The organism is Saccharothrix sp. ALI-22-I, assembly GCF_001984175.1.
In the GTDB taxonomy this organism is placed as follows: Bacteria; Actinomycetota; Actinomycetes; order Mycobacteriales; family Pseudonocardiaceae; genus Actinosynnema.
The window spans coordinates 1-21118 of record NZ_MTQP01000018.1 but is presented as its reverse complement, the minus strand read 5'-3'; the positions used below and the strand labels follow the sequence as shown (position 1 = coordinate 21118).

General features: G+C 69.8%; 21 protein-coding genes. 2 read left to right on the top strand and 19 right to left on the bottom strand.

Going from position 1 to position 21118, the window contains the following annotated elements; translation table 11 throughout:
- Nucleotides 1–178 precede the first annotated feature (178 nt).
- Entirely contained in the window at nucleotides 179–385 is a 207-nt protein-coding gene (locus ALI22I_RS00765) for a heavy-metal-associated domain-containing protein (protein ID WP_077003656.1), read from the bottom strand.
- Nucleotides 386–422: 37 nt separating this feature from the next.
- Complete coding sequence (locus ALI22I_RS00760) at nucleotides 423–704, bottom strand: metal-sensitive transcriptional regulator (protein ID WP_077003655.1); 282 nt, start codon at nucleotides 702–704, stop codon at nucleotides 423–425.
- Between the two features lie 191 nt (nucleotides 705–895).
- On the opposite strand from ALI22I_RS00760, the gene ALI22I_RS00755 reads away from it, so the two are divergent.
- Nucleotides 896–1303 carry a four-helix bundle copper-binding protein gene (locus ALI22I_RS00755; RefSeq protein ID WP_077003654.1) on the top strand — a complete coding sequence of 136 codons (408 nt, stop codon included), beginning with the start codon at nucleotides 896–898 and terminating at the stop codon, nucleotides 1301–1303.
- A 989-nt stretch (nucleotides 1304–2292) separates the two neighbouring features.
- Here ALI22I_RS00755 and ALI22I_RS00750 read toward each other — a convergent pair.
- The 17 genes from ALI22I_RS00750 to ALI22I_RS00670 all read right to left on the bottom strand — a co-directional run bounded on the left by ALI22I_RS00750 (nucleotide 2293) and on the right by ALI22I_RS00670 (nucleotide 20565).
- Nucleotides 2293–4407, bottom strand: a complete 2115-nt coding sequence (locus ALI22I_RS00750; protein ID WP_193791644.1) for an MMPL family transporter — start codon at nucleotides 4405–4407, stop codon at nucleotides 2293–2295.
- 23 nt (nucleotides 4408–4430) lie between these two features.
- Nucleotides 4431–5561 carry an acyl-CoA dehydrogenase family protein gene (locus ALI22I_RS00745; protein ID WP_077003653.1) on the bottom strand — a complete coding sequence of 377 codons (1131 nt, stop codon included), beginning with the start codon at nucleotides 5559–5561 and terminating at the stop codon, nucleotides 4431–4433.
- A complete protein-coding gene (locus ALI22I_RS00740; protein WP_077003652.1) occupies nucleotides 5558–6022 on the bottom strand; it encodes a type II toxin-antitoxin system RatA family toxin in 465 nt (154 codons plus the stop codon). Before ALI22I_RS00740 ends, ALI22I_RS00745 begins: the two co-directional genes overlap by 4 nt.
- Before the next feature lie 41 nt (nucleotides 6023–6063).
- Nucleotides 6064–7305, bottom strand: coding sequence for an aspartate aminotransferase family protein (locus ALI22I_RS00735; protein ID WP_077003651.1), 1242 nt, complete (start codon nucleotides 7303–7305; stop codon nucleotides 6064–6066).
- Nucleotides 7302–8342, bottom strand: coding sequence for an SDR family oxidoreductase (locus ALI22I_RS00730; RefSeq protein WP_077003650.1), 1041 nt, complete (start codon nucleotides 8340–8342; stop codon nucleotides 7302–7304). Before ALI22I_RS00730 ends, ALI22I_RS00735 begins: the two co-directional genes overlap by 4 nt.
- Nucleotides 8339–9568, bottom strand: coding sequence for a beta-ketoacyl-[acyl-carrier-protein] synthase family protein (locus ALI22I_RS00725; protein ID WP_077003649.1), 1230 nt, complete (start codon nucleotides 9566–9568; stop codon nucleotides 8339–8341). The genes ALI22I_RS00730 and ALI22I_RS00725 overlap by 4 nt, the downstream gene beginning before the upstream one ends.
- Complete coding sequence (locus tag ALI22I_RS00720) at nucleotides 9565–9813, bottom strand: acyl carrier protein (RefSeq protein WP_077003659.1); 249 nt, start codon at nucleotides 9811–9813, stop codon at nucleotides 9565–9567. Before ALI22I_RS00720 ends, ALI22I_RS00725 begins: the two co-directional genes overlap by 4 nt.
- A gap of 33 nt (nucleotides 9814–9846) precedes the next feature.
- Nucleotides 9847–10566, bottom strand: coding sequence for an SDR family oxidoreductase (locus ALI22I_RS00715; RefSeq protein WP_077003648.1), 720 nt, complete (start codon nucleotides 10564–10566; stop codon nucleotides 9847–9849).
- Nucleotides 10563–12179: a GMC family oxidoreductase N-terminal domain-containing protein gene (locus ALI22I_RS00710; protein ID WP_077003647.1), complete on the bottom strand. Its 1617-nt coding sequence runs from the start codon at nucleotides 12177–12179 to the stop codon at nucleotides 10563–10565. The genes ALI22I_RS00715 and ALI22I_RS00710 overlap by 4 nt, the downstream gene beginning before the upstream one ends.
- Nucleotides 12172–12624 carry a gluconate 2-dehydrogenase subunit 3 family protein gene (locus tag ALI22I_RS00705; protein WP_143531848.1) on the bottom strand — a complete coding sequence of 151 codons (453 nt, stop codon included), beginning with the start codon at nucleotides 12622–12624 and terminating at the stop codon, nucleotides 12172–12174. The genes ALI22I_RS00710 and ALI22I_RS00705 overlap by 8 nt, the downstream gene beginning before the upstream one ends.
- Nucleotides 12614–13405 carry a MaoC family dehydratase gene (locus ALI22I_RS00700; RefSeq protein WP_077003645.1) on the bottom strand — a complete coding sequence of 264 codons (792 nt, stop codon included), beginning with the start codon at nucleotides 13403–13405 and terminating at the stop codon, nucleotides 12614–12616. The genes ALI22I_RS00705 and ALI22I_RS00700 overlap by 11 nt, the downstream gene beginning before the upstream one ends.
- Nucleotides 13406–13717: 312 nt before the next feature.
- The gene (locus ALI22I_RS00695) at nucleotides 13718–14167 is read right to left on the bottom strand and encodes a hypothetical protein (RefSeq protein ID WP_077003658.1); all 450 of its coding nucleotides are present in this window, start codon (nucleotides 14165–14167) and stop codon (nucleotides 13718–13720) included.
- Nucleotides 14168–14278: 111 nt separating this feature from the next.
- On the bottom strand, nucleotides 14279–15703 hold the full coding sequence (locus tag ALI22I_RS00690; RefSeq protein WP_077003644.1) for a molybdopterin-dependent oxidoreductase: 1425 nt from the start codon (nucleotides 15701–15703) through the stop codon (nucleotides 14279–14281).
- A gap of 522 nt (nucleotides 15704–16225) precedes the next feature.
- On the bottom strand, nucleotides 16226–18034 hold the full coding sequence (gene ctaD / locus ALI22I_RS00685; RefSeq protein WP_083751307.1) for an aa3-type cytochrome oxidase subunit I: 1809 nt from the start codon (nucleotides 18032–18034) through the stop codon (nucleotides 16226–16228).
- 7 nt (nucleotides 18035–18041) lie between these two features.
- Nucleotides 18042–19550 carry an MFS transporter gene (locus tag ALI22I_RS00680; RefSeq protein WP_143531846.1) on the bottom strand — a complete coding sequence of 503 codons (1509 nt, stop codon included), beginning with the start codon at nucleotides 19548–19550 and terminating at the stop codon, nucleotides 18042–18044.
- 79 nt (nucleotides 19551–19629) lie between these two features.
- Entirely contained in the window at nucleotides 19630–20229 is a 600-nt protein-coding gene (locus ALI22I_RS00675) for a TetR/AcrR family transcriptional regulator (protein ID WP_077003643.1), read from the bottom strand.
- A 54-nt stretch (nucleotides 20230–20283) separates the two neighbouring features.
- Nucleotides 20284–20565, bottom strand: a complete 282-nt coding sequence (locus ALI22I_RS00670) for a metal-sensitive transcriptional regulator (protein WP_077003642.1) — start codon at nucleotides 20563–20565, stop codon at nucleotides 20284–20286.
- A gap of 187 nt (nucleotides 20566–20752) precedes the next feature.
- On the opposite strand from ALI22I_RS00670, the gene ALI22I_RS00665 reads away from it, so the two are divergent.
- Nucleotides 20753–21118: MFS transporter (locus tag ALI22I_RS00665; protein WP_238597990.1), on the top strand; the 366-nt coding region annotated here is incomplete at its 3' end.

Here is a 21118-nt window from a genome sequence, read left to right as displayed (position 1 = left end):
TCGTGACCGCCCGAGGCGGCCTCGACGGACAAGGGACCGACAGCGCCACCTGCCACCCAGGCGCCACCGGCGACCAGGGCGAGCACCGCACCGTAGGCGGAGAGCTTCGCTGCTGTGTTCATCTCAATCCTTGAACTGGGGAGCCTGCCGCACGGCGGGCTCCGAGTCGGTCGGCAGGTCAGCCGGCGAGCGCGTAGCCCGCCTCCTCGACCGCGGCCTTCACGTCCGCCTCGTCGACCGGGGCCTCACTGGTCACCTTGACGGCGCCGGTCGGCAGGTCGACGGCCACATCGGACACACCCGCGATCTTGCTCACTTCCTCGGTCACGGACGCCACGCAGTGCCCGCACGTCATGCCGACAACGGTGTAGGTGGACTCGGACATCGGCAACTCCTCGCGATTATTCAGAAACTCGGTGTGTTCAGGACCGGACCAGGCGGGCAATGGCCTCGCCGGCCTCACGGATCTTCTCGTCCGCACCCGCGCCGCCCTCGGTCAACGCCTCGGCCACGCAGTGGCGGATGTGGTCGTCGAGCAGACCCAGGGACACCGCCTGCAACGCCTTGGTCGCCGCCGCGATCTGGGTCAGCACGTCGATGCAGTACTCGTCGTTGTCGACCATCCGCTGCAACCCGCGGACCTGCCCCTCGATGCGGCGCAGCCGCTTCAGCAGGTCGTCCTTGCCGTTCGTGTATCCCCGCATGGCACTTCCTTTCAGCCGCCTGCCGAACGTTCGCACTACCCGCGAGTAGGTAGTCCGGACAGGAGGCCCGCTCACTGCCTGCATTTATACCCCCCGGGGGTACCGAGGTCAAGGGAGTCTCATGTCTGTTACTCGCCGCCGCAGCATGGGTACTCCGTGCATGTATCTACTACCAAGTTTAGGAGGTCGTCATGACCACTGCGGAGAAGATGCTCGACACCTACCCCGCAGACCTCGGCGGAGTGGACAAAGAGGCGCTGGCCAGGTGCATCGAGGCGTGCTTCGGCTGCGCACAAGCGTGCACGGCCTGCGCGGACGCCTGCCTGAGCGAGGACGCCGTTGCAGAGCTGGTCAAGTGCATCCGCACCGACCTGGATTGCGCGGACATCTGCGACACCACCGGTCGCGTGCTGTCCAGGCACACCGGATACGACGCCAACCTCACCCGATCCGTTGTCGAGGCGTGCGCCGCGGCCTGCAAGTCCTGCGGCGACGAGTGCGAACGCCACGCGGACATGCACGGGCACTGCCGAGTCTGCGCCGACGCCTGCCGCCGTTGTGAAGAGGCCTGTCGGACCCTCCTCGCCACTCTCGGATGACCGACAAGATTTACATACGTGTTTGACTTCCAGGGCGGACGTGGGCCAGCTTTCCTTAACACTCTCGTTCGACTTCTGGAGCACCCGCTGAGCGACTCCCACGGAGAGCACCACGGACACCGTCACGCGCCACCGCCCAAGCCTCTGGGCGGTGGCGCGTGCTCGTCCTGCTGTGCCTCGCCCAGTTCATGGTCATCCTCGACGTGACGATCGCGAACGTCACACTGCCCAGCATCGGCGCGGACCTGGAACACAGCCGCGCCGCCCTACCGTGGGTCATCTCCGCCTACACCCTGGTCTTCGGCGGGTTCCTGACGAGCTTCGCGGCACGCACCGGCTCGCCTTGGATCGGGTCGCCCGGCTCGTTACCCGCGGCCATGCCGAGGGACCTTCCGGGCCGATCTGAGCGCGGAGTGGATCGTGACGATCTTCTACAACCTCATCCACTCGGCTGCGCGGGAAGTCACCGAGGGCGGATGAAACTCCGCCGAGGCGACCGACGCCCTGGACCGGACGTTGCGCACCGCCATCACCACGCCGAGCTGGTGATGCGTTCCGCGCGTTGGACCGGTCGTCGGCCATGTCCGGCCAAGCCGACCGCACCTGCTCCGCGTGTCGAGTTGTGGGAGGCCGTCGCGGCGGGCGATCGTGACGAGGGCAGGTCAGGGGGACCGAATGTCGAAGGGAAGCAGGAAGAAGGGACGCGGCGGGAGCACTCAGTTCGAACGGGCCATACCGTGGACGTTCGCGAGGACGTTGATGCGGCGTCCACCACGACCAGGGCCTTGTCGCGGTCACAGGCCAGGGTGTCGATCAGCCGTGACACGGTCGGGTCCGAGGCGACCGGACCGAACAGGCCCGGTTCGGCACGACGGACAAGGCCCTGGACAAGCCATATCCCTGCAGCTCAGAGCACCTTTCGCCATAGCCCGGCCGCCTTCACGCCAATCCCCCGTGAAAGCAGCGGCTAGGACGGGGAGGACTTCCGGTCATTCCCCTTCTCTGATGCCGAACCGCTGTTGGAAACGCCGCAGCGGTCCGGGCGCCCACCAGTTGACCGAGCCCATCAGCTTGATCAGGGCGGGCACCAGAAGCATGCGCACGACCGTGGCGTCGATCAGCAGGGCGAGGATCATGCCGAGCCCCACGAACCGCATCATGGTCAGGTCGGACAGGGCGAACGCACCGGTCACGAGGATCAGCAGCAACGCCGCCGAGGTGACCACCCGCCCGGTGTGCGCGGTGCCGATGCGCACGGCCTCCTCGGTGGTGGCGCCGCGGTTGCGGGCCTCCACCATCCTGGACATGAGGAACACCTCGTAGTCGGTGGACAGCCCGAAGACCAGTGCGGTGATCAGCACCACCATGCTCGCCACCAGCGGCCCGGTGCTGACGCCGATGAGATCGGCCCCGTAGCCGTCGTAGAAGACCCACGTCAGCACCCCGAAGGTGGCCGACAGGCTCAGGCCGGTCATGAGCACCGCCTTCAGCGGCAGGACGACCGAGCCGAAGGCGAGGAACATCAGCAGGACCGTCGCCACGACCATGAACGCGATCATGACCGGGAGCAGGCGGATCATCGACTCGACGCCTTGGTCCTCCAGCGCGGTGGCGCCCCCGATCCGGACGGTCGTGCCGGGTGGGTCGGCGATCCGGCCGAGTTCGACGACCTGGAGGCGGGCTTCCTCCGTCCGGTCCCCCGCGTCGAGCGCGACCTTGAGCAGCACCAGGTCGTCCTTCACCGCCACGGGAAGCACTTCCACCACCCCGGAGCCGCCCCACGCGGCCGAAGTGACGTCACGAACGGCGTCCGGGGATGCCCCTTCGATGAGCAACCACGCACCGCTCTCCGCACCGGGGAAGTCCGAGACCAACTTCTCCTGCCCGACCCGCGCGGGGTGGTCGGCGGGCAGGGTGGTGTGGTCGATATCGCCCAACTTCGTGCCCAGCAAAGGGGTTCCGAGCAACAGCAGCACCGCGGTGACGGCCAGGGTGATCACCACAGGCCGCTTCATCACGCCGGTCGCGACCCGGCCCCAGAACCGTTGTGCCCGCTCGTCGGCCCGCGCGGCGGCGCCCTTGCGCCACGTCAGCGAGTCCACCCGGTGGCCGAGGATGGCCAACGCGGCGGGCACTGCCGCCAACGAGACCCCGGCCGCGATGGCGACCGCCGCCATGGCGCCGAAACCCAGCGACCGCAGGAAGGCCTGCGGGAAGAACAGCAACCCGCCCAACGCGACGATCAGCAGCACGCCGGAGAACCCGACCGTCCGGCCAGCCGTCCGCACGGTCCGCACGGTGGCCTCCGGCGGGGCGTGCCCGGCGGCCAGTTCCTCCCGGAAGCGGCTCACGGTGAACAGGCCGTAGTCGATGGCCAAGCCCAGGCCGAGCAGCGAGGCGATGTTCACCGAGAACGCGCTCACCTCGGTGAACAGGCTCAACAGGCGCAGCACCCCCAGGGCGCCGGCGATCGCCAGCCCACCGACCAGCACCGGGATCGAGGCGGCGACAAGCCCGCCGAAGATGAACACCAGCAGGGCCAGCGTCACCGGCAAGGAGATGGCCTCGGCGACGATGAGGTCCTTCTCCGACTGGTCCGTGATGCCGTCCGCGATCGCCGTGTAGCCGGCGATCTTGGTGTCCACACCGGGCACCAAGAGGTCGTCGGCCACATGCTCGAACGACCGCAGCCGCTCGCTTTCCGTGCCCTTGAGCGACACCAGGGCGAGAGCGCTGCGACCGTCCCCGGAGACCAGCCGTGGCCGCAGCTCCGGCGTCGCGGTCCAGAACGACTGGATGTCGCGGTCGAGCAGCGCGCGGTCGACACCGGCCAGCCGTTCGGTCACCTCCGGTCCGATATCGGCGGCGGTGCGCCCCTCCGGCGCGGTGTAGACGACGATCACGTCGGCGTCCTGGCGGCCGAACGTGGTGTCGATCCGCTCCTGCACCTTGGCCGCCTCGGAATCGGGATCGCTGTAGCCGCCCTGCCCCAGCCGGTCGAACACGCCCAGGCCCCACCCGGCGCTCAGCAGCACCGCAGCGAGCACCGTGACCAGCACCGACCACCGGTGGCGGACGACGAACCCACCCCACGCCTCGAACACGGAACGACCTTTCGTGATTGTGCTCAGCGGAGATCCACCGGCGCGCCCCGGAGGAACCCGACCAACGTGTCCTCGGACGCGGCGAGCGCCGGTGGGTGGAACGGCAGGCAGGCCGCCGCCGAGTGCAGGTAGGACACGTCCGGCGAGCCGATGAAAGCCCCGCCGCCCAACGCCTCCACCGCGAGCGAGCTCGCCCGGACCACGGCCTGCTGGGCGGCGAACCGCGCCAACAACGACGTCCCGAACAGCGCGGAGACCTGCCCGCCCGCGTCCACCTGGTCGGCGACGCGTTCGAGTGCGAGGACCGCGCCCTCGACGTCGATCGCCATCGCGGCGAGCTGGCGATCAGCCGCCCGTCGAGAGCTGAGCGCGCGTTCCAGCAGCGCCGACGCGACGCCCACGTAGCAGGCGGCGATCAACACCTCGAACCACACCATCGCGCCCCGCAGGGACTGCGTCGTGGCCCCCAGCGGTCCCAGCTCGCCGACCACGCGGCGCGGCACGAACACGTCCGTCAGCCGCACCTCGTCGCTCTCGGCACCGGCCAGCACCGGGCTGGACCAGAACGGGTGGACCTCCAGCCCCGGCGAACCCTTCGGGATGACCGCCAACGCCAGGGTCTCCGTGCCGTCGTCCGCGGTGACGCGCACGGTGGCGAACAGCAGGTCCATCGAACGGCTGAGGCTGCACGGCTTCTTGCTGCCGCTGACCAGGATGCCCTTGTCCACCGCCCGGCCGGTCATCTGCGGCCGCACGATGGTGCTGTCCGGCGCGCTCTCCGCCGCGCCGGAGGCGATCAGCAGGGAATTCCGGCTGACCGCCTCGGCGACCAGCCACTCCATCCCGGTGCCCTCGCCCTCGAAGTCCATCATGCTGGCGACGGAGAAGTGGTGCATCGTGGTGGCGACCGCCAGGGACGGCGACCGGGTCGCGAGCGCGCGCTGGATCCGCACGCCGTCCCGCAGGCCCACACCCCGTCCGCCGAGGTCCTCCGGCACGAACAGCGACGGGCCGCCCGCCTTCCGGAACCACTCGACGGCGGGTGAGCCGGGCCGTTCCAGCTCCTCCAGCGGCCGCTCGACAAGCTGTTCGTCCAGGCCCGGCAGGTACTCGGCGACGAGCCTCCGGTCCGCGGCCAGGAAACCCGTCGTCACCGGTCGGCTCCCGCTTCCGCCAGTTCTTCGACGCTGCCGAAGAGGCCGTGCAGGATGTCGACCACGTTGGCGCGCAGGGTGTCCGCGGCCACCGGCTCGATCAGGTGCTCCAGCGTGGGGATGCCCATGTCGAACCGCGACCAGAACCGGATCACGCTGCCGCCGCCGGGGGCGTCCTCGATCAGCCAGTGGCCCTTCATCTCGTCCAGATCGCCTTCGACCAGGGCGAAGTCGATGCGGTGTTCCGCCTCGTCGTGGACGCCCTCCTCGGTCCAGCGCAGGATGCCGCGCCGAAACTTCACCTCCCAGGTGCAGCGCTCACGACCGTCCCCCAAGTCCTCGATCTCCACACCAAGCACCGACTCCGCCACGTCGGGGTAGCGTTTGTAGTCGGCGACGATCCGGTAGGCGTCCTCCGACGTGTGCCCTGGCGCCGCCACGGCAACGTTGACCTCACGCATCTGCGGGTGTTCCTTTCCGTTGACCCGGGTTGGCCGGGCGCTCAGCTCTGGTGTGCCGGGTGGCGCTTCGCGAGTGCCCGCGCTGATTCGTCGACCGCCTCGCGCAGCCACCGGATGTCGTCCTCGGCGAAGAACGCCGACGGGGTGAAGCGGATGGTGCCGTAGGAGTTGATCGCCGAGGACACCACGACGCCGCGGTCCAGCAGTTCCAGCACCAGGTCGCCCGCGTGCCCGATCTCGACGAACTCCACGCCCATCAGCAGGCCGCGCCCCCGGACCTCGCGAACGAGGTGCGGGCAGTGCGCCTCGAAGGTGTCGCGGAGCATCGTCAGCAGCCGCTGCCCCAGTTCGGCGGCCCGCTCGGGCACGCGGTGCCGGATCACCGCGTCGATGGTGTGCCGGATCGCGGTGGCCGCGAGCGGGTTGCCGCCGTGGGTGGTGGTGTGCAGGATCGGGTCGCGGTTGAGCGGCTCGTACACGCTCGCCTTCGCGACCACGGCCGACGCCGGGATCACGCCGCCGCCGAGTGCCTTCCCGCTCAACAGCATGTCCGGCACGATGTCCTCGGCCTCGACGCCCCACATGCGGCCGAGCCTGCCGACGCCGGTCTGGATCTCGTCCACGATCAGCAGCGCGCCGGTGTCGGCGCAGAGCCGAGCGAGCGCCGCGAAGTACCCGGGCGGGGGCACCTGTACTCCGCCTTCGCCCTGGACCGGCTCGATGACGACGCACGAATCGGCGGTGACGGCCTGTTCCATCGCCCCGATGTCGCCGAACGGGACGAACGTGACGTCGGGCAGCATCGGCTCGAACGGCGTGCGGAGCTGGTCCCGGCCGGTCACGCTCAACGCGCCCAGGGTCTTGCCGTGGTAGCCGCCGACGGTCGCCACGACGCGGCGCTTGCCGTTGAGCCGGGCCAGTTTGAGCGCCAGCTCGGTGGCCTCGGCGCCGGTGCTGAGCAGGAACGCGTAGTCCAGTCCGTCCGGTGTCGCCTCCACCAGCGTCCGCGCGGCCAGCGCATGTGCCTCGTGCAGCACCGTGGGGCCGACGAGGGCGAGCTTGCGCAGTTGCTCGGTTACCGGTTCGACGACGTCGGGGTGCTGGTGGCCGAGGGTGAAGACGGAGAACCCGCCACAGGACAGGAAGCGCTCTCCGGACGCGGAGTAGACGTGGTTGCCCTCGGCGCGGTCCCACACCGGAGAGGCGGTCAACGTCGCCAGGCGTGCGGTCCCCCGGTTGACGTACCGCGAGTAGAGGTCGATCACGTCGTCCTGCGTGGTCATAGGGTGCCCTCTCGTTGAAGGGGGATGGCGGGCGGGAGGGTGGTGTTGGCGGCCCAGTAGCGCAGGGAGCGCGCGAGGCAGTCCGCGAGATCCGGCGTCGAGGGGAAGTCGACACCTTCGGGCAGCGTCTCCCCCGGTTCGGGCAGCCACTGCTCGTTCGACATGCCCCGCACCACGCGGGTGCCCATCCGCAACTGCACGCGCAGGTCCGGCGGGATCGAGTCGCCGAAGGCGGGCAGGAACAGCCGCTCCACCACTCCGGGGTCCACCACCTTGGGTCGCACGACCTCGCGCCCCAGCTCGGCGGCGAGCCCCATGCACTCCTCGACGAACTGCTCGAAGGTCAGCGCGGCACGACCGGCCGTCACCCAGTGCTCGCCCGTCACGCCGGCATCGACGCCGATCCGGACGCAGCGCGCCACGTGGTCGCGCGGCAGGAAGTCCACGTAGGACCCGTCGGGCACGGGCAGCACGTGCGCGTTGCCGCACACCAGCGCCTTCGCCGCGACGTAGATGCCCTGGCCCTGGAACCTGGTGATGGCTCCGGTCGTGCTGTCGCCGAGCACCATCGGGAGGCGGTAGATCGCGGTGGGCACCTCCGCGGTGCGGACCACGTCCTCCGCTTCCCGTTTGGAGCTCTGATAGGCGTTGGCGGGGGTCGAGTCGTGCGTGCCGTCGCGGCCTTGGACGTAGAAGGTGCTGATGTGGTGCAGGGGGACGCCCGCGTCCTCCGCGAAGCGCATCGCGTTGCGGGTGCCGAGGATGTTCGCCCGGGAGATCTCCTCGGCCGGCCACGCGACCGAGGTGAGGGCGGCGGCGTGCAGGACACCGTCGACCTCCTTGAGGAGGCGTTCGTAGGTGTCGGTGTCGAGGCCGAACCGCTCGGCGGTCACGTCCCCGCGCACGACTTCGACATCGGGGTCACCGACCGGTGTCCGGTGCTCCAGGGCCACGAAGCGGCTCCCGCCGAACTCCGCGACCAGCGCCGGACCGAGCACGCCGGTGGCGCCGGTGAGCAGCAGGCGCGGCGGTGTCACGCGCGGCCGAAGGCGAGACTGCAATTGATCCCTCCCATGGCGAACGAATTGGCCATCACGACCTCGGGGCTCGCCGGGCGGGCCACGTTCGCGACCACGTCGAGATCGCACTCCGGGTCGGCGGTGTCGTGGTTGATGGTCGGCGGCAGGAGCCTGTCGATGAACGCGAGGAGCGCGGCGGCGGCGCCGGTCGAGCCGGCCGCGCCCATGAGGTGGCCGTGCATCGACTTGGTCGCCGAGGTGGGCGGGGGCGAGCCCGCGAACACCATGTGCAGTGCCCGTGCCTCCGCGACGTCGCCGACCGAGGTGGCGGTGGCGTGGGCGCTGACGTAGCCGACGTCGGCGGGTTCGACCTCGGCCATGCGCAACGCCGCGCGCATCGCACGGGCCGCGCCGCTGCCGTCCGGTCGTGGTTGGGCGAGGTTGTAGGCGTCGCCCGAGTGACCCCAGCCGAGGAACCGCGCCAGGGGCCGGGCGCCGCGGCCTCGGGCGAAGTCCGCCGATTCGAGCACGAAAACGGTCGCACCCTCGGACATGACCAGACCGGTCCGGTTGGCGTCGAACGGCTTGCAGGCCCGCTGCGGGTCCTCGTCGAGCGCCAGTGCCCGTGCGGTGGCGAACGAGCTCATCGCCACCGTCGTCAGCGGCGCATCGCACCCGCCCGCGAGCACGACATCGGCGTGGCCGAGGCGGATCAGGTCGGACGCCCGCGAGATTGCCTGCGCACCGGTCGCGCAGGCCGCCGTCACGCATTCGACCGGCCCGCCGAACCCGTGCTCCATCGAGATCACTGCGGCGGCGGCGTTCGGCATCATCGCGGTGCCCAGGTTCGGGCCGATGCCGCGCCAGCCCCGTTCGTCATAGCGGGGTTTGGCGGTCTCCAGCAGCTCGGCGCCCGCGTAGCAGGTGCCCACCACCACGCCTACCCGTTCGCTGTCCACGTCGGATGCCGTGATGCCGGCGTGGTCGACCGCGAGGTTCGCCGCGGCGAGACCGAACTGCGCGAACCTCGCGGTCCGGCGGGCGACTTTCGGGGACATGTGGTCCTCGGGGCGGAAGTCCCGCACCTCGCCCGCGATCTTGGCCGGGAAGTCGGCGCTGTCGAACCGGGTGAGCGGTCCGATGCCCGACTGTCCCTTGCGCAGCGCGGAGAAGAACTCGTCCACCCCGGTGCCCAACGGGCTGATCGTGCCGATCCCGGTGACAACGACCTCACGGCCGGTCACGCCGACGCCAGGTGTTGGGTGATCCGGTCGACGCACTTGTCGAGCACCAGCATCTCGGTCAGCTCGTCGTCGGGTATCTCCACGTCGTACCGCTCTTCCAGGATCGCGATGGCTCCCAGCAGGTCCATCGAGTCCAAGCCGAGGTCGTCGAACAGGTGCGACTGCGGCTGGAGCTTCTCCCTCGGCACGCTGAACCGCTCGACCAGCAGGTCTTTCAGTTGCGTCGCCACTTCATCCCTGGACATCCCCATGACGTCTCCCCATCTGTCCTCTACGGACTAAGCGATTCCGCCATCGACGTTGATGACCTGACCGGTGATCCCCCGGCTCTCCACGCACAGCAGCACGGCCCGTGCGACGTCGTGCGGATCGACCAGTTCCCCCGTCGCGGTGTGCTCGCGGTAGGCGTCCCACACCCCGTCCGGCACGTGCTCGGTGAGCGCCGAGCGGAGCAGGCCGGGAGCGACCACGTTGGCGGTGACGCCCTGCCTGCCCGCCTCCCGCGCCAGCGACCGGGTCAGGCCGACCAGGCCGGCCTTGGCGGCGGCGTAGTTGGCCTGGCCCGGGGTGCCGATGGACCCGCTGACCGAGCCGATGCTCACCACCCGGCCGAAGCGCGCCGCCACCATCGCGGGCAACGCCTGCCGGACGCAGTGGAACGCCCCGGTGAGGTTCGTCGCGAGCACGTCGCCCCAGTCGCCGTCGCGCATCCGCAGCAGCGGTCGGTCACGCAGCACGCCCGCCGAGTTCACCAACACGGTGACCGGGCCCAGTTCGGACTTCACCTGGCGGAACGCCGCCCGCACACTGTCCGGGTCGCGGACGTCCACCCGCACGGGGACGCCGTTCACCCGGTCGGCCAGGGCCTTGGCCGTGTCGGCGTTCTCGCGGTAGCCCACCGCGACCTGGAGCCCGCGTTCGGCGAGCAGTGCGGCGACGGCGCCGCCGAGCACGCCACCACCACCGGTGACCAGCGCCGTGCGGCCGTCGAGCGTCATCGCGCACCGCCCGCGAGGCGGTCGAGCAGCAGACGTGCGGTGCGCAAGGCCAGTGCCTGCGTGGTGAGCGAAGGAGGTGCACCACCGACACCGTTGCTCAACGCCGAGGCGTCGGCGATGTGCAGGCCGTCGACGTCGTGGGCTTCTCCGCGCGGGTCGAACACGCTGCGACGCGGGTCGTCGCCCAGTCGCATGGTGCCGATGGCGTGGGCCACCGCCGTCCGCGCGGACCCCGAACGGATGATTTCCGTGGCGCCCGCCGCCCGCAGCACCTCCGCGGACTTGCGGGCCAGCTCCAGCTGCCGCTGCCTGCTCCGGTCGGTCGGGTGGTAGGACACGGACGGCACCGGTCCGTGCTCGTCGGGCGGCCAGTCGTCGGCCAAGGCGACCCGGTTGTCCGGCACGGACTCGTCGTCGGTGGAGATCGCCACGCACACGGCGTTGCGGTAGTCGGCGATCCGGCGCAGGGCGTCCTGTCCCCAGGCGCGTCCGCTGAAGTCCCACGGCTCGCCGTCGGACGGCGTCTCGTCCCAGAACCCGTCACCGGTGCCGCTGAGCGCGCCGGCGAACCCCCAGGGGGCGAACCCCTCGCACCAGATCACACCTTCGCTGGGGAAGTCGGCCTTGGCCATCGTGGCCTGGCCGATGTCCGGGTGCGTCGCCTCCGGGAAGAACCCGGTGACCACGTCGGGGAAGTGGGTGGTCAGGTAGCGGCCCACGGCACCGGAGTCCGGCAGGCCGGAGTTGAGCCACAGGCGCGGGGACTCGATCGAGCCCGCCGCCAGCACGACGTGCCGCGCGGAGGCTTCCCTCAGCTGCCCGGTCCGCGTCTCCCGCCAGCGCACGCCGACCGCGCGAAGCCGGGTGCCGACCCGTTCGGTGACGATCCCGGTGGCGAAGGCGTCCGACACGACCTCGCACCGCCCGGTGGCCACCGCCGCGGGCACCATGCTGACGTCGGTGGCCCGCTTGGCCTTGTGCTCGGTCGGAGCGCCGGCGGGCAGCCCGCACCCGATGAGGCAGTGGCCACACGCCGTGCACCCCACCACGTCGGGGTACCGCAGCGCGATGTCCGGGTCCACCACCTGCAACGGCAGGATCGCGTTGTGGCTGTGGCCCCAGCACGGCTTGGTGATGTCCTGGGCGAACCGCTCGGACAGGCCGATGGCCCGGCACCCCGCGGCGAACACCGCATCCTTCGGCGCCAGCGCCGTCACCCGGTGCACCGGGAGCATGCGTTCGAGTTCTTCGTAGTACGGCACGAGGTCGTCGTAGCCGAACGGCCAGTCCTGGTCGAAGGACTGCCGGTGCGCCCGCGACGCCATCCCGTTGTAGTGCCGGGTACACCCGCCGACGCCCGCCGACTGCATGATCACGCTGACGCCGGAGCGCTTGCGGTTCCACGGGTCCCGGGCGCGGTCGGCCGGACCCCACCGCAGCTTGCCGTCGACCATGGAGAACATGTCGTTCTCCCACTGGTTGTAGTCGCGGTCCGGATCGAGCCACGGCCCCGCGTCCAGCAGCAGCACCGACGCGCCTGCCTCCGCCAGCGCCCTGGCCGCGACCGGCCCTCCGGCGCCCGCGCCCACGATCACCACGTCCACGTCACGCATCGGACCACCTGTGCGCCGCCGCCGGACCGTGGTAGCCCATGACTTCCCAGACGGGTGGACGGCGGAGTTCGCCGTCGCGCCGCCATTCGGTCACGTAGCCGTTGAGCGTGTACACGTGCACGCCGTCGATGAGGTCGCGCAGCTCGTCCAGGTCCTCGGCCGCGATGGCCCGCAGGACCTGGTCCTGCTCGTCGGGAACCAGCTCGACGAACCGGGCGCTCGGCCGCACGGTCCTGGCGTACATGTCGAGCATCCGCGCCAGCAGGGTGGTGGAGCCGCGTTGCGCCAGTTCCAGGCACTGGGCCAGGCGCAGGTGCACTCCGCGCTCGCTCGCGCGGTCGAGCCCGCCGATTCCCGGTGCGATCACGTCCACCACTGCGCGCAGGGCGGCCAGCGCGTCGGGTCGGACGTCGAAGTCTTTGCCCAGCACTGCTTCATCCAGCACCGGAGCCACCACCGAACTCCACTTCGAAGTCCTTGAGGACCTCGAACTCCGCCACGGTCGCCTTGACTCGGAACACGTCGGGCCGCGCCGTTCGACAGGTGGTCACCCTCAGCCGGGAGCCGGGATGCACCGGACGGGCCAATCTCACCCGGAGCGCTCGCAACGACGTCGATCCGACGTGGTGCCGCGCGAGGCCAAGGGCGACGCACACTGTGGCCATTCCGTGGACCACCGCGTCCGGGAACCCGTGGGTGCGCGCGAACTCCGCGTCCAGGTGCAGCGGGTTCCGATCGCCGCTCGCTTCCGCGTACCGCACGGGCAGGTCGGGGGCGAGCAGCACCGTGCTCTCCCCCAATGACGCCCCGGGTGGCGGGAGAGGGCCAGGTGAGGACAGGCGGGGACCGCCCGTTGCCGGGCCCGAAGTCAAGGTGGTCGTCCCTTCCACGGCGAGCTCGCCGGAGGGTCGGACCACGTCGAAACCCAGTCGGGTGCCACGCCGGAACCCGTGGTCGCCGTGGTCGAGGCGGTTCACCCGGACCGTGACCGGGCTATCCAGGCGCAGCGGTCGGTGGAACCGGAACTCCTGGGCCGCGTGCACCCACGGGTCGTGCTCCGCCCACGAGTTCGGGAACGCGAACGCCAGCGCTTTCACCACGTACAACGCGGGAGCGAAGCCGGTCGCCAGTTCTTCGCCGCCCAGGCCGACCGCGTCCGCGAACGCGGCGGCACCGGCCGCATCGGGCACGAAGGTGAATCCGTCACCTTCGGACAGCGGGATCACCGATAAACGAGCATCGTCAGGTGGTACGAGCGAGATCACGCGACTCCCCCCAGGCGGCTACGCGGGCTGCGGCAGCCCACGCACATAAATCGAACAGTGCCGTCTGGTTTAAGGATGCATCGACCACCGCCCGGCGTCAATGCGATCGCGGTTTCTACTGTGAGGTAGGAAGATGTCGAACGTCAGTCACAATGGACCATCTCGCGCGAGATCCACTGTGGACACAGACTTCGAGGGCTGGTGGCGGCGCACTCGACGACTGAGACGTGCAGCAGTCCTTTCAGACCAAGGAGCGGACCGCCCCGGGCGAGGTCAGCGTGCCGTACCGCTGGGCCTCAACGAGGTCCGCAGCGCCTCGCCGATCTCGGAGAGGACGGCGTCGTGCTGGTCAGGGTGCGCCAATCCCGCGTTCAACGCCAGCATCCGGTTTTCCCGGGCAAGTGCCGAGGCCATGGTCGGCCGGCGCTCGTGGGCGTCCAGCACGGCACGGAGGACCGGCTCGGCCGCGGCGAGCGCGAGCCAGGCCCGCGACACGACGTCGGCAGGATCCTCACCCTCGCGAGCTTCGGCGAACGCCAGCTCGACTCGCCCGAGGAGCAGTAGCGACCACCGGTGATGGAGGGCGAGCACCAACTCGGCGAGCCCGGAGAACACCCCGACCGCGCCGTCCACCCGATCGAAGGACAGTTCACCGTCCCGTGCCACCTGCCGGAGTGCCGCCTGAAGGACGGCTCGCCGCCGGTAGTAGTCGACCCAGCCCACCACTCCCCCTTAAGTCGAACATACCCGTAAGGGATACGGTATAGTCGGACACTGCCGAACTCAAACAGCAGTGTTCGACTTATGCCCTTCGGGGCGTGGAACCGACCTGTGCTACGGCGAGAGGCGAACGGTGATGGTGTGCCACCCGCTCGCACCGAGGGGGAACGGCGGTCGTTCGCGGCCTTCCTGCACTTCGCCGGACCGGCTGATCGCGCGCGCCTGAACGGCGTGGGCGCCCGGTGCCAGATCCAGCGCCGCCCGCCAGCGGCGCCACGACGACGGAGCCAGTTCGCGGGCGAGGTCCGCCACCTGCCACCGACCGCCGTCGGCACGCACCTCAACACCGGCGAGCCCGTGCGGCGGTGCCCACGCGACACCGGCGACGCTGACCGTGCGGCCCGCGTGCGCTCCGGTTGCCGGGACGTCGATCCGGGCGTGCGGTTGCACCCACGCCGGAAGGAGCGGCCATCCGCGTGGTGACCAGTAGTCGGTGTGCGGGCCCGCGGTGAGCTCCAGTTCGGCGAGCCACTTGGCGCCGGTGTACTGGCCGTAGACACCTGGGACGAACACCCTGGCCGGGTACCCGTGCCGAGCCGGCAACGGCTCGCCGTTCAACCCGGTCACGACGTACCCGGTCCACTCGCCGGTCCGCAGTGGTTCCAGCGGGAACGAGGCGGTGAACCCGTCGACAGCCCGGGTCACGAGCGTGGTCGCCCGTGCCGACGGGTCGGCACGTTCCAACACGGCTCGCAGCGGCACACCGCGCCACCTGCCGTTGCCGACCCGGTGGCCGCCCACCGGGTTGTGGATGCACACCATGACGGCGTCGAACTCCTCGGCCTCCGCGACGAGTTCGGCCAGTGACCACCGTTGAGGCCGGGTCACCAGCCCGCGGACCGAGAGCCGCCAGCCCTCGGGATCGACCAGGGGTGCGCCGAGGTTCACGTCGGTGACGTAGAACTGCCCGATCGGAGTGATGAGGGGCGCCAGGCCGGCCGGAGCCTCGGCGCCATCGTCCGGCGCCTCGTCCGGCATCGCGCCGGCGCACGGTGACGCGTTGGCCGCGTGAATCAGCTTGCTGTGCTGACGACGACCACGGGCCAACAACGCACGGGCGGCTACCATCAGACCACCGCCGAGCACGGCCAAAGCCGCATCACCACAGACGCCCGCCGGGCTTCGACTCAGGCCGACCCCGGTCACCGCGGCGCCGGCTGTCGCGGCTGCGACTGTGGCCATCGTGGATCGCGGCGGGCGTCGCAATGCCAGGCTCGCCGTGGCGGCGGCCAACGCGGCGATGGCGGGGGTGCGAGTCCTGCTCGGCAGCCCGGCCAATCCGGTGACGGTAGCGATCACGGCCGCACTTACGCCTATCCGGATCGCGGTTTTGTCCCGGCTGCCGAGAAGTTCGACCGTCAGGTCGACCAACGGACGCGGGCTCCAGTCGACAAGGGTTCTCCCGACGTTGTCCACCAGGGAAACACCCCGTGCCGCGACCACGACTTCGCCGACGCCGAGTCCGACCAGTCCGGCCACGGCGGCACCGCGCCGCCTCCGGGGCCCTACCCGCCCGCTTGCCTTCATCACGACTTCCGATCACTCAATGTATTGCTGATGTTACAGTCTGGCAGCGCTGAGCACCGTCGGCCTGGCACGGCGTCTGGGCGCTACGCGGATGACGTTGCACCGCAACGGTCACCCCAAACGGGTGATCGAGCTGCTCAACCTCCGGCCTGCCGACGAGTACCAACGCGGTCTGGCCGACTCTGGTGTCGCCGGACACCGGACTCGGCCGACTGACCCTCGCACTGCGGAACCTGTCGAACCGCCCGCGCGACTGCTACGCGACGGGACACTCGACGCAACCCCGGTCGAACTCCCGGATGACGCCGGCCCGGCTCTGAATCAGTGCCGCTGCGACGGTCGCCAGCATCTTCTACCACCTGCGGTGGATCGGCCCGGCGTTTCGAGGCGAGGAGTCCGCTGCGCCCGAGGTCAATCGGTGGGCGGTGCGGATCGCCTATGTGACGGCCGCGGTGTCGGTGTTGCTCGGACTGCTCACCGGCCCTCCTGCTCGGGGTTCTCGGCGGGTGACGGCGGTTGCTCCGGCTTCTCCGGCTTCTCGCGATCGGTCGAGGCCAGCGCGGCTTCAGTCGGCCGGTCCGGTGAGGTGTGGCGTCCGGGCCGTTTGATCAGGGAGATGTGCGCTTCATCGCGCATCCGTTCGACCATGTGCGGGTAGTGCAGCTCGAACGCGGGCCGTTCGGACCGGATGCGGGGTAGTTCGGTGAAGTTGTGCCTCGGCGGCGGGCAGGACGTGGCCCATTCCAGCGAGTTGCCGAACCCCCACGGGTCGTCCACGGTGACGACCTCGCCGTAGCGGTAGCTCTTGAACACGTTCCAGATGAACGGCAGCGTGGACGCGCCGAGCAGGTAGGCGCCGATGGTGGAGATGGTGTTGAGCGTGGTGAAGCCGTCGCCGGGCAGGTAATCCGCGTACCGGCGCGGCATGCCTTCGTTGCCCAGCCAATGCTGCACCAGGAACGTCAGGTGGAAGCCGAGGAAGGTGGTCCAGAAGTGGAGTTTGCCCAGGCCTTCGTCCATCATCCGGCCGGTGATCTTCGGGAACCAGAAGTAGATGCCCGCGTAGGTGGCGAACACGATGGTGCCGAACAGCACGTAGTGGAAGTGGGCCACCACGAAGTAGGTGTCGGAGACGTGGAAGTCGATGGGCGGTGCCGCGAGCAGGACCCCGGACAGCCCACCGAACAGGAAGGTCACCAGGAACCCGATGCTGAACAGCATCGGCGACTCGAAGGTCAGCTGTCCCTTCCACATGGTCCCGATCCAGTTGAAGAACTTGATCCCGGTCGGAACCGCGATCAGGAACGTCATGAACGAGAAGAACGGCAGCAGCACCGCGCCGGTGGCGTACATGTGGTGCGCCCACACCGCGACGGACAGGCCGGCGATCCCGAGCGTGGCGAAGATCAGTCCTTTGTAGCCGAAGATCGGTTTGCGGCTGAACACCGGGAAGATCTCGGACACGATGCCGAAGAACGGCAGCGCGACGATGTAGACCTCGGGGTGACCGAAGAACCAGAACAGGTGCTGCCACAGGATCACGCCGCCGTTGGCCGGGTCGAACACGTGGGCGCCGAGCTGCCGGTCCGCCAGCAGGCCGAACAGCGCGGCGGTCAGGATCGGGAACGCGATCAGGATCAGGACGCTGGTGACCAGGATGTTCCAGGTGAAGATCGGCATCCGGAACATGGTCATGCCGGGCGCGCGCAGGCAGACCACGGTGGTGATCATGTTGACCGCGCCGAGGATCGTGCCCAACCCGCTGATCAGCAGTCCGACGATCCACAGGTCCGCGCCGACGCCGGGCGAGCTGATCGCGTTGGACAGCGGGGTGTAGGCGAACCAGCCGAAGTCGGCCGCGCCGCCGGGGGTGAGGAAGCCCGACACGACCACGATCCCGCCGAACAGGTACAGCCAGTACGAGAAGGCGTTCAGCCGGGGGAACGCCACGTCCGGCGAACCGATCTGCAACGGCAGCACGAAGTTGGCGAAACCGAACAGGATCGGGGTCGCGTACAGCAGCAGCATGATCGTGCCGTGCATGGTGAACAGCTGGTTGTACTGCTCGTTGGAGAGAAACTGCATGCCCGGCCTGGCCAGTTCCGCCCGCATGAGCAGCGCCATGACGCCACCGATCATGAAGAAGACGAACGACGTGACCAGGTAGAGGATGCCGATCTGCTTGTGGTCCGTCGTGCGGAACACCCGGAGCAGGAACGACCCCTTGGGCCCGGTCCGCGCGAGGGCGAGGGGAACGGCCGCCGGACCTTCGAGAACCGTCATAAACCTACTATGCACCATAGTGGTTTTTCTTGTTCGGCACCCCCCGTGTCGGGCGAACCCGAACCCGATCGCGCAGCAGGACGAGAACCAGTGCGCCGCCGACCAGTGCGGCGGTGCCGACGACCACGTAGGTGAGGTCCATACCGGACGAGAAAGCCGCCCGCAGGAGGCCGTCCACGTCACCGGAGACGAGCTGCTGTGCGCGGCCCGCCGTCAGGGAATCGGCGGCCGCGGCGGGGTCGGTCACGAGGTCGGGACGCTCCGAAACGGTGCGTTCCACCGATGAGCTGAAGATCGCACCCAGAACGGCGATTCCCAACGCGTAACCGAGCTGGCGGAACGTGTTGACCGCACCACCCGCCATCCCGGCGCGCTGCGGCGGCACAGTTGCCACCGCCGCCGAGGCCAGTGTCGGGGTGGCCATGCCGACGCCGATCCCGGAGACGATCAGGCCGGGCACGATCACCCACACCCCGCCCTCGAAGTCCGCCACGGCCTGCACGAGCGCGCCCAGGCCGATGACGACCAGACCGATGCCGATGCTCCAGCGCGGCGCCGTGCGGTGCAGGAACCGGCCGGCGATCAGTGAGACGACGAAGGCGGCGACGCTCTGCGGGAGCAGCACCAGACCGGTCGTCACCGGATCGGCGTGCAGCACCGACCGCAGGCCGACCGTGAGGTAGGGCAGGTAGGCGAACGCGGCGGCCTGGAGCAGCAGTGCGCCGACCATCACGCCGGTGAACGACATGCGGCGGAACAACCTCAGGTCGAGCATCGCGTGGTCCCGCCTGCGCTCCACGGCGACGAAGACTACCAGGGCGAGCACACCGGCTCCGAGCGGCCACAGCGTCGCCGCTGCCGTCCACCCGGACTGGTTGACCTGGATCAACGCGAACGTGACCGCGCCCGCCGCGACCGTGAACGCGGCCATGCCGGCGAGGTCGATCCGGGGCCTGCCCGGGTCGCGCGACTCCACCAGCACGATCCGGACCAGGACGACCGTGGCGAGGCTGACGACCAGGCCCAGGACGTAGATCCAGCGCCAGCCGAGGTACTGGGTGAGCACGCCGCCCAGCAGCGGGCCGACCGCCACGGCCGCGCTGCTCACCGCACCCCAGACACCGAACGCGACCCCGCGGTCACGCCCCTGGTAGGTGACACCCAGGAGGGCGACGATGGTGGCGAACATGGCCGCGGCGCCCACGCCCTGTACCGCTCGTGCGGCGATCATCATCTCGATAGTGGGCGCAAGCGCGCAGATCAGGGCGCCCGCGCCGTACACCAGGAGTCCGATCAGGTAGACCCGCCGTCTGCCCAGCAGGTCGGCCAGCGACCCCATGCCGAGCAGGAGCGCGGCCAGCGCCAGGGCGTAGACGTTGATCACCCACTGGAGGTCGGCCAGCGACGCGTCGAGCCCGGCGGCCATGTCCGGCAGGGCCACGGTGAGGATCGTGACGTCGACGAGCAGGACGAACGTCCCCAGGCATACCGCGACCAGCGGCCACCACTTGGCCATGACACTCCCCCGAAGTTGTACGGCCGTGTCAAGGATTGATATCCGAAACCGTACAGCTCCGTCAAGGATGAGGCGCGGCTCAGCGCCCGGTGCGACCGACCGGTGCCGGTGACGTCAGTGCGCCCAGCACGGTGGCTTCGAGCACGTTCGCCGCGTCGCGCTGCTTCAACCGGCCCGCGCCGACCTCGTCGGCGGCTGCGTGGATCAGGTTGTAGAAGACGGTGACGAGCCACGCCTGGGGCAGGTCGGTGCGGAAGGACCCCTCGTCGCGACCCCGTGCGATGAGCCGCTCCACCCGCTGGAGGACGACCTTGTGGTAACCGCGGACCTGACGCGCGCCGAGCACGGCACCGGCGGCCGTCATCAGGTTCCGGTACCCGGCCAGGATGTGCCACGCCGACCGGATGAGCCGCGACAGGGCCTCCACCGCCGGCCCGTCGCCCAACGCCTCCGCGTCGAGCACCACGGCGGCACTGGACATCGCCCGGTCGAGCACCCGCGCCAGCAACTCCTCCCGGGACGGGAAGTGGGTGTACAGGGTGACCCGGCTGACCCCCGCCGCCTGCGCGATGGCGGTCATGCTCACGTCGGGCCGCTCGCTGAAGGACTCCAGGGCGGCATCGAGGATCGCTTCGATGTTGCGCTCGGCATCCGCCCGCCGCCGTCCATCACGACTCATGGGCGCATCGTCCCACGACAGACCGCACAGAGCCGCCGGCACGGCCGCCCACGCTCACGAACGCACCAGTCGGGCGATGGCCTCGCCGGCCTCGCGAACCTTCTCGTCCGCGCCGGCACCGCCCTCGGCCAACGCCTCCGCGACGCAGTGGCGGAGGTGCTCGTCAAGCAGCCCCAGGGACACCGCCTGCAACGCCTTGGTCGCCGCCGCGATCTGGGTCAACACGTCGATGCAGTACTCGTCGCCCTCCACCATCCGCTGCAAACCCCGGACCTGCCCCTCGATGCGGCGCAGCCGCTTCAGGAAGTCGTCCTTGCCGCTCGCGTATCCCCTCATGCCAACCGCCCCCCTGCACCGTTGCCCCTTTCGGGGTATGGATACCCGGTAGGAGCACTTACTACAACGGCTAGGAGATCACCCACGGCCACCGGGACGACCTGCAAGTTTTACATAGGTGTTTGACTTACAGGGCGGACGCGGGCTAGCTTTCCTTAACACTATCGTTCGACTTCTGGAGCACCCGGTGAGCGACTCCCACGGAGAGCACCACGGACACGGTCACGCGCCGACCGCCCAGTCCCCTGGGCGGTGGCGCGTGCTCGTCCTGCTGTGCCTCGCCCAGTTCATGGTCATCCTCGACGTGACGATCGCGAACGTCGCACTGCCCAGCATCGGCGCGGACCTGGAGCTCGGCCGCGCCGCCCTGCCGTGGGTCATCTCGGCGTACACCCTGGTCTTCGGCGGATTCCTGCTGCTGGGCGGCCGGCTGGCGGACATCGTCGGTCGGCGGACCACGTTCGTCATCGGTCTCGCCGTCTTCACCACCGCGTCACTGCTGTGCGGACTCGCGGTGAACGGGACGATGCTGGTCATCTCCCGGTTGGCGCAG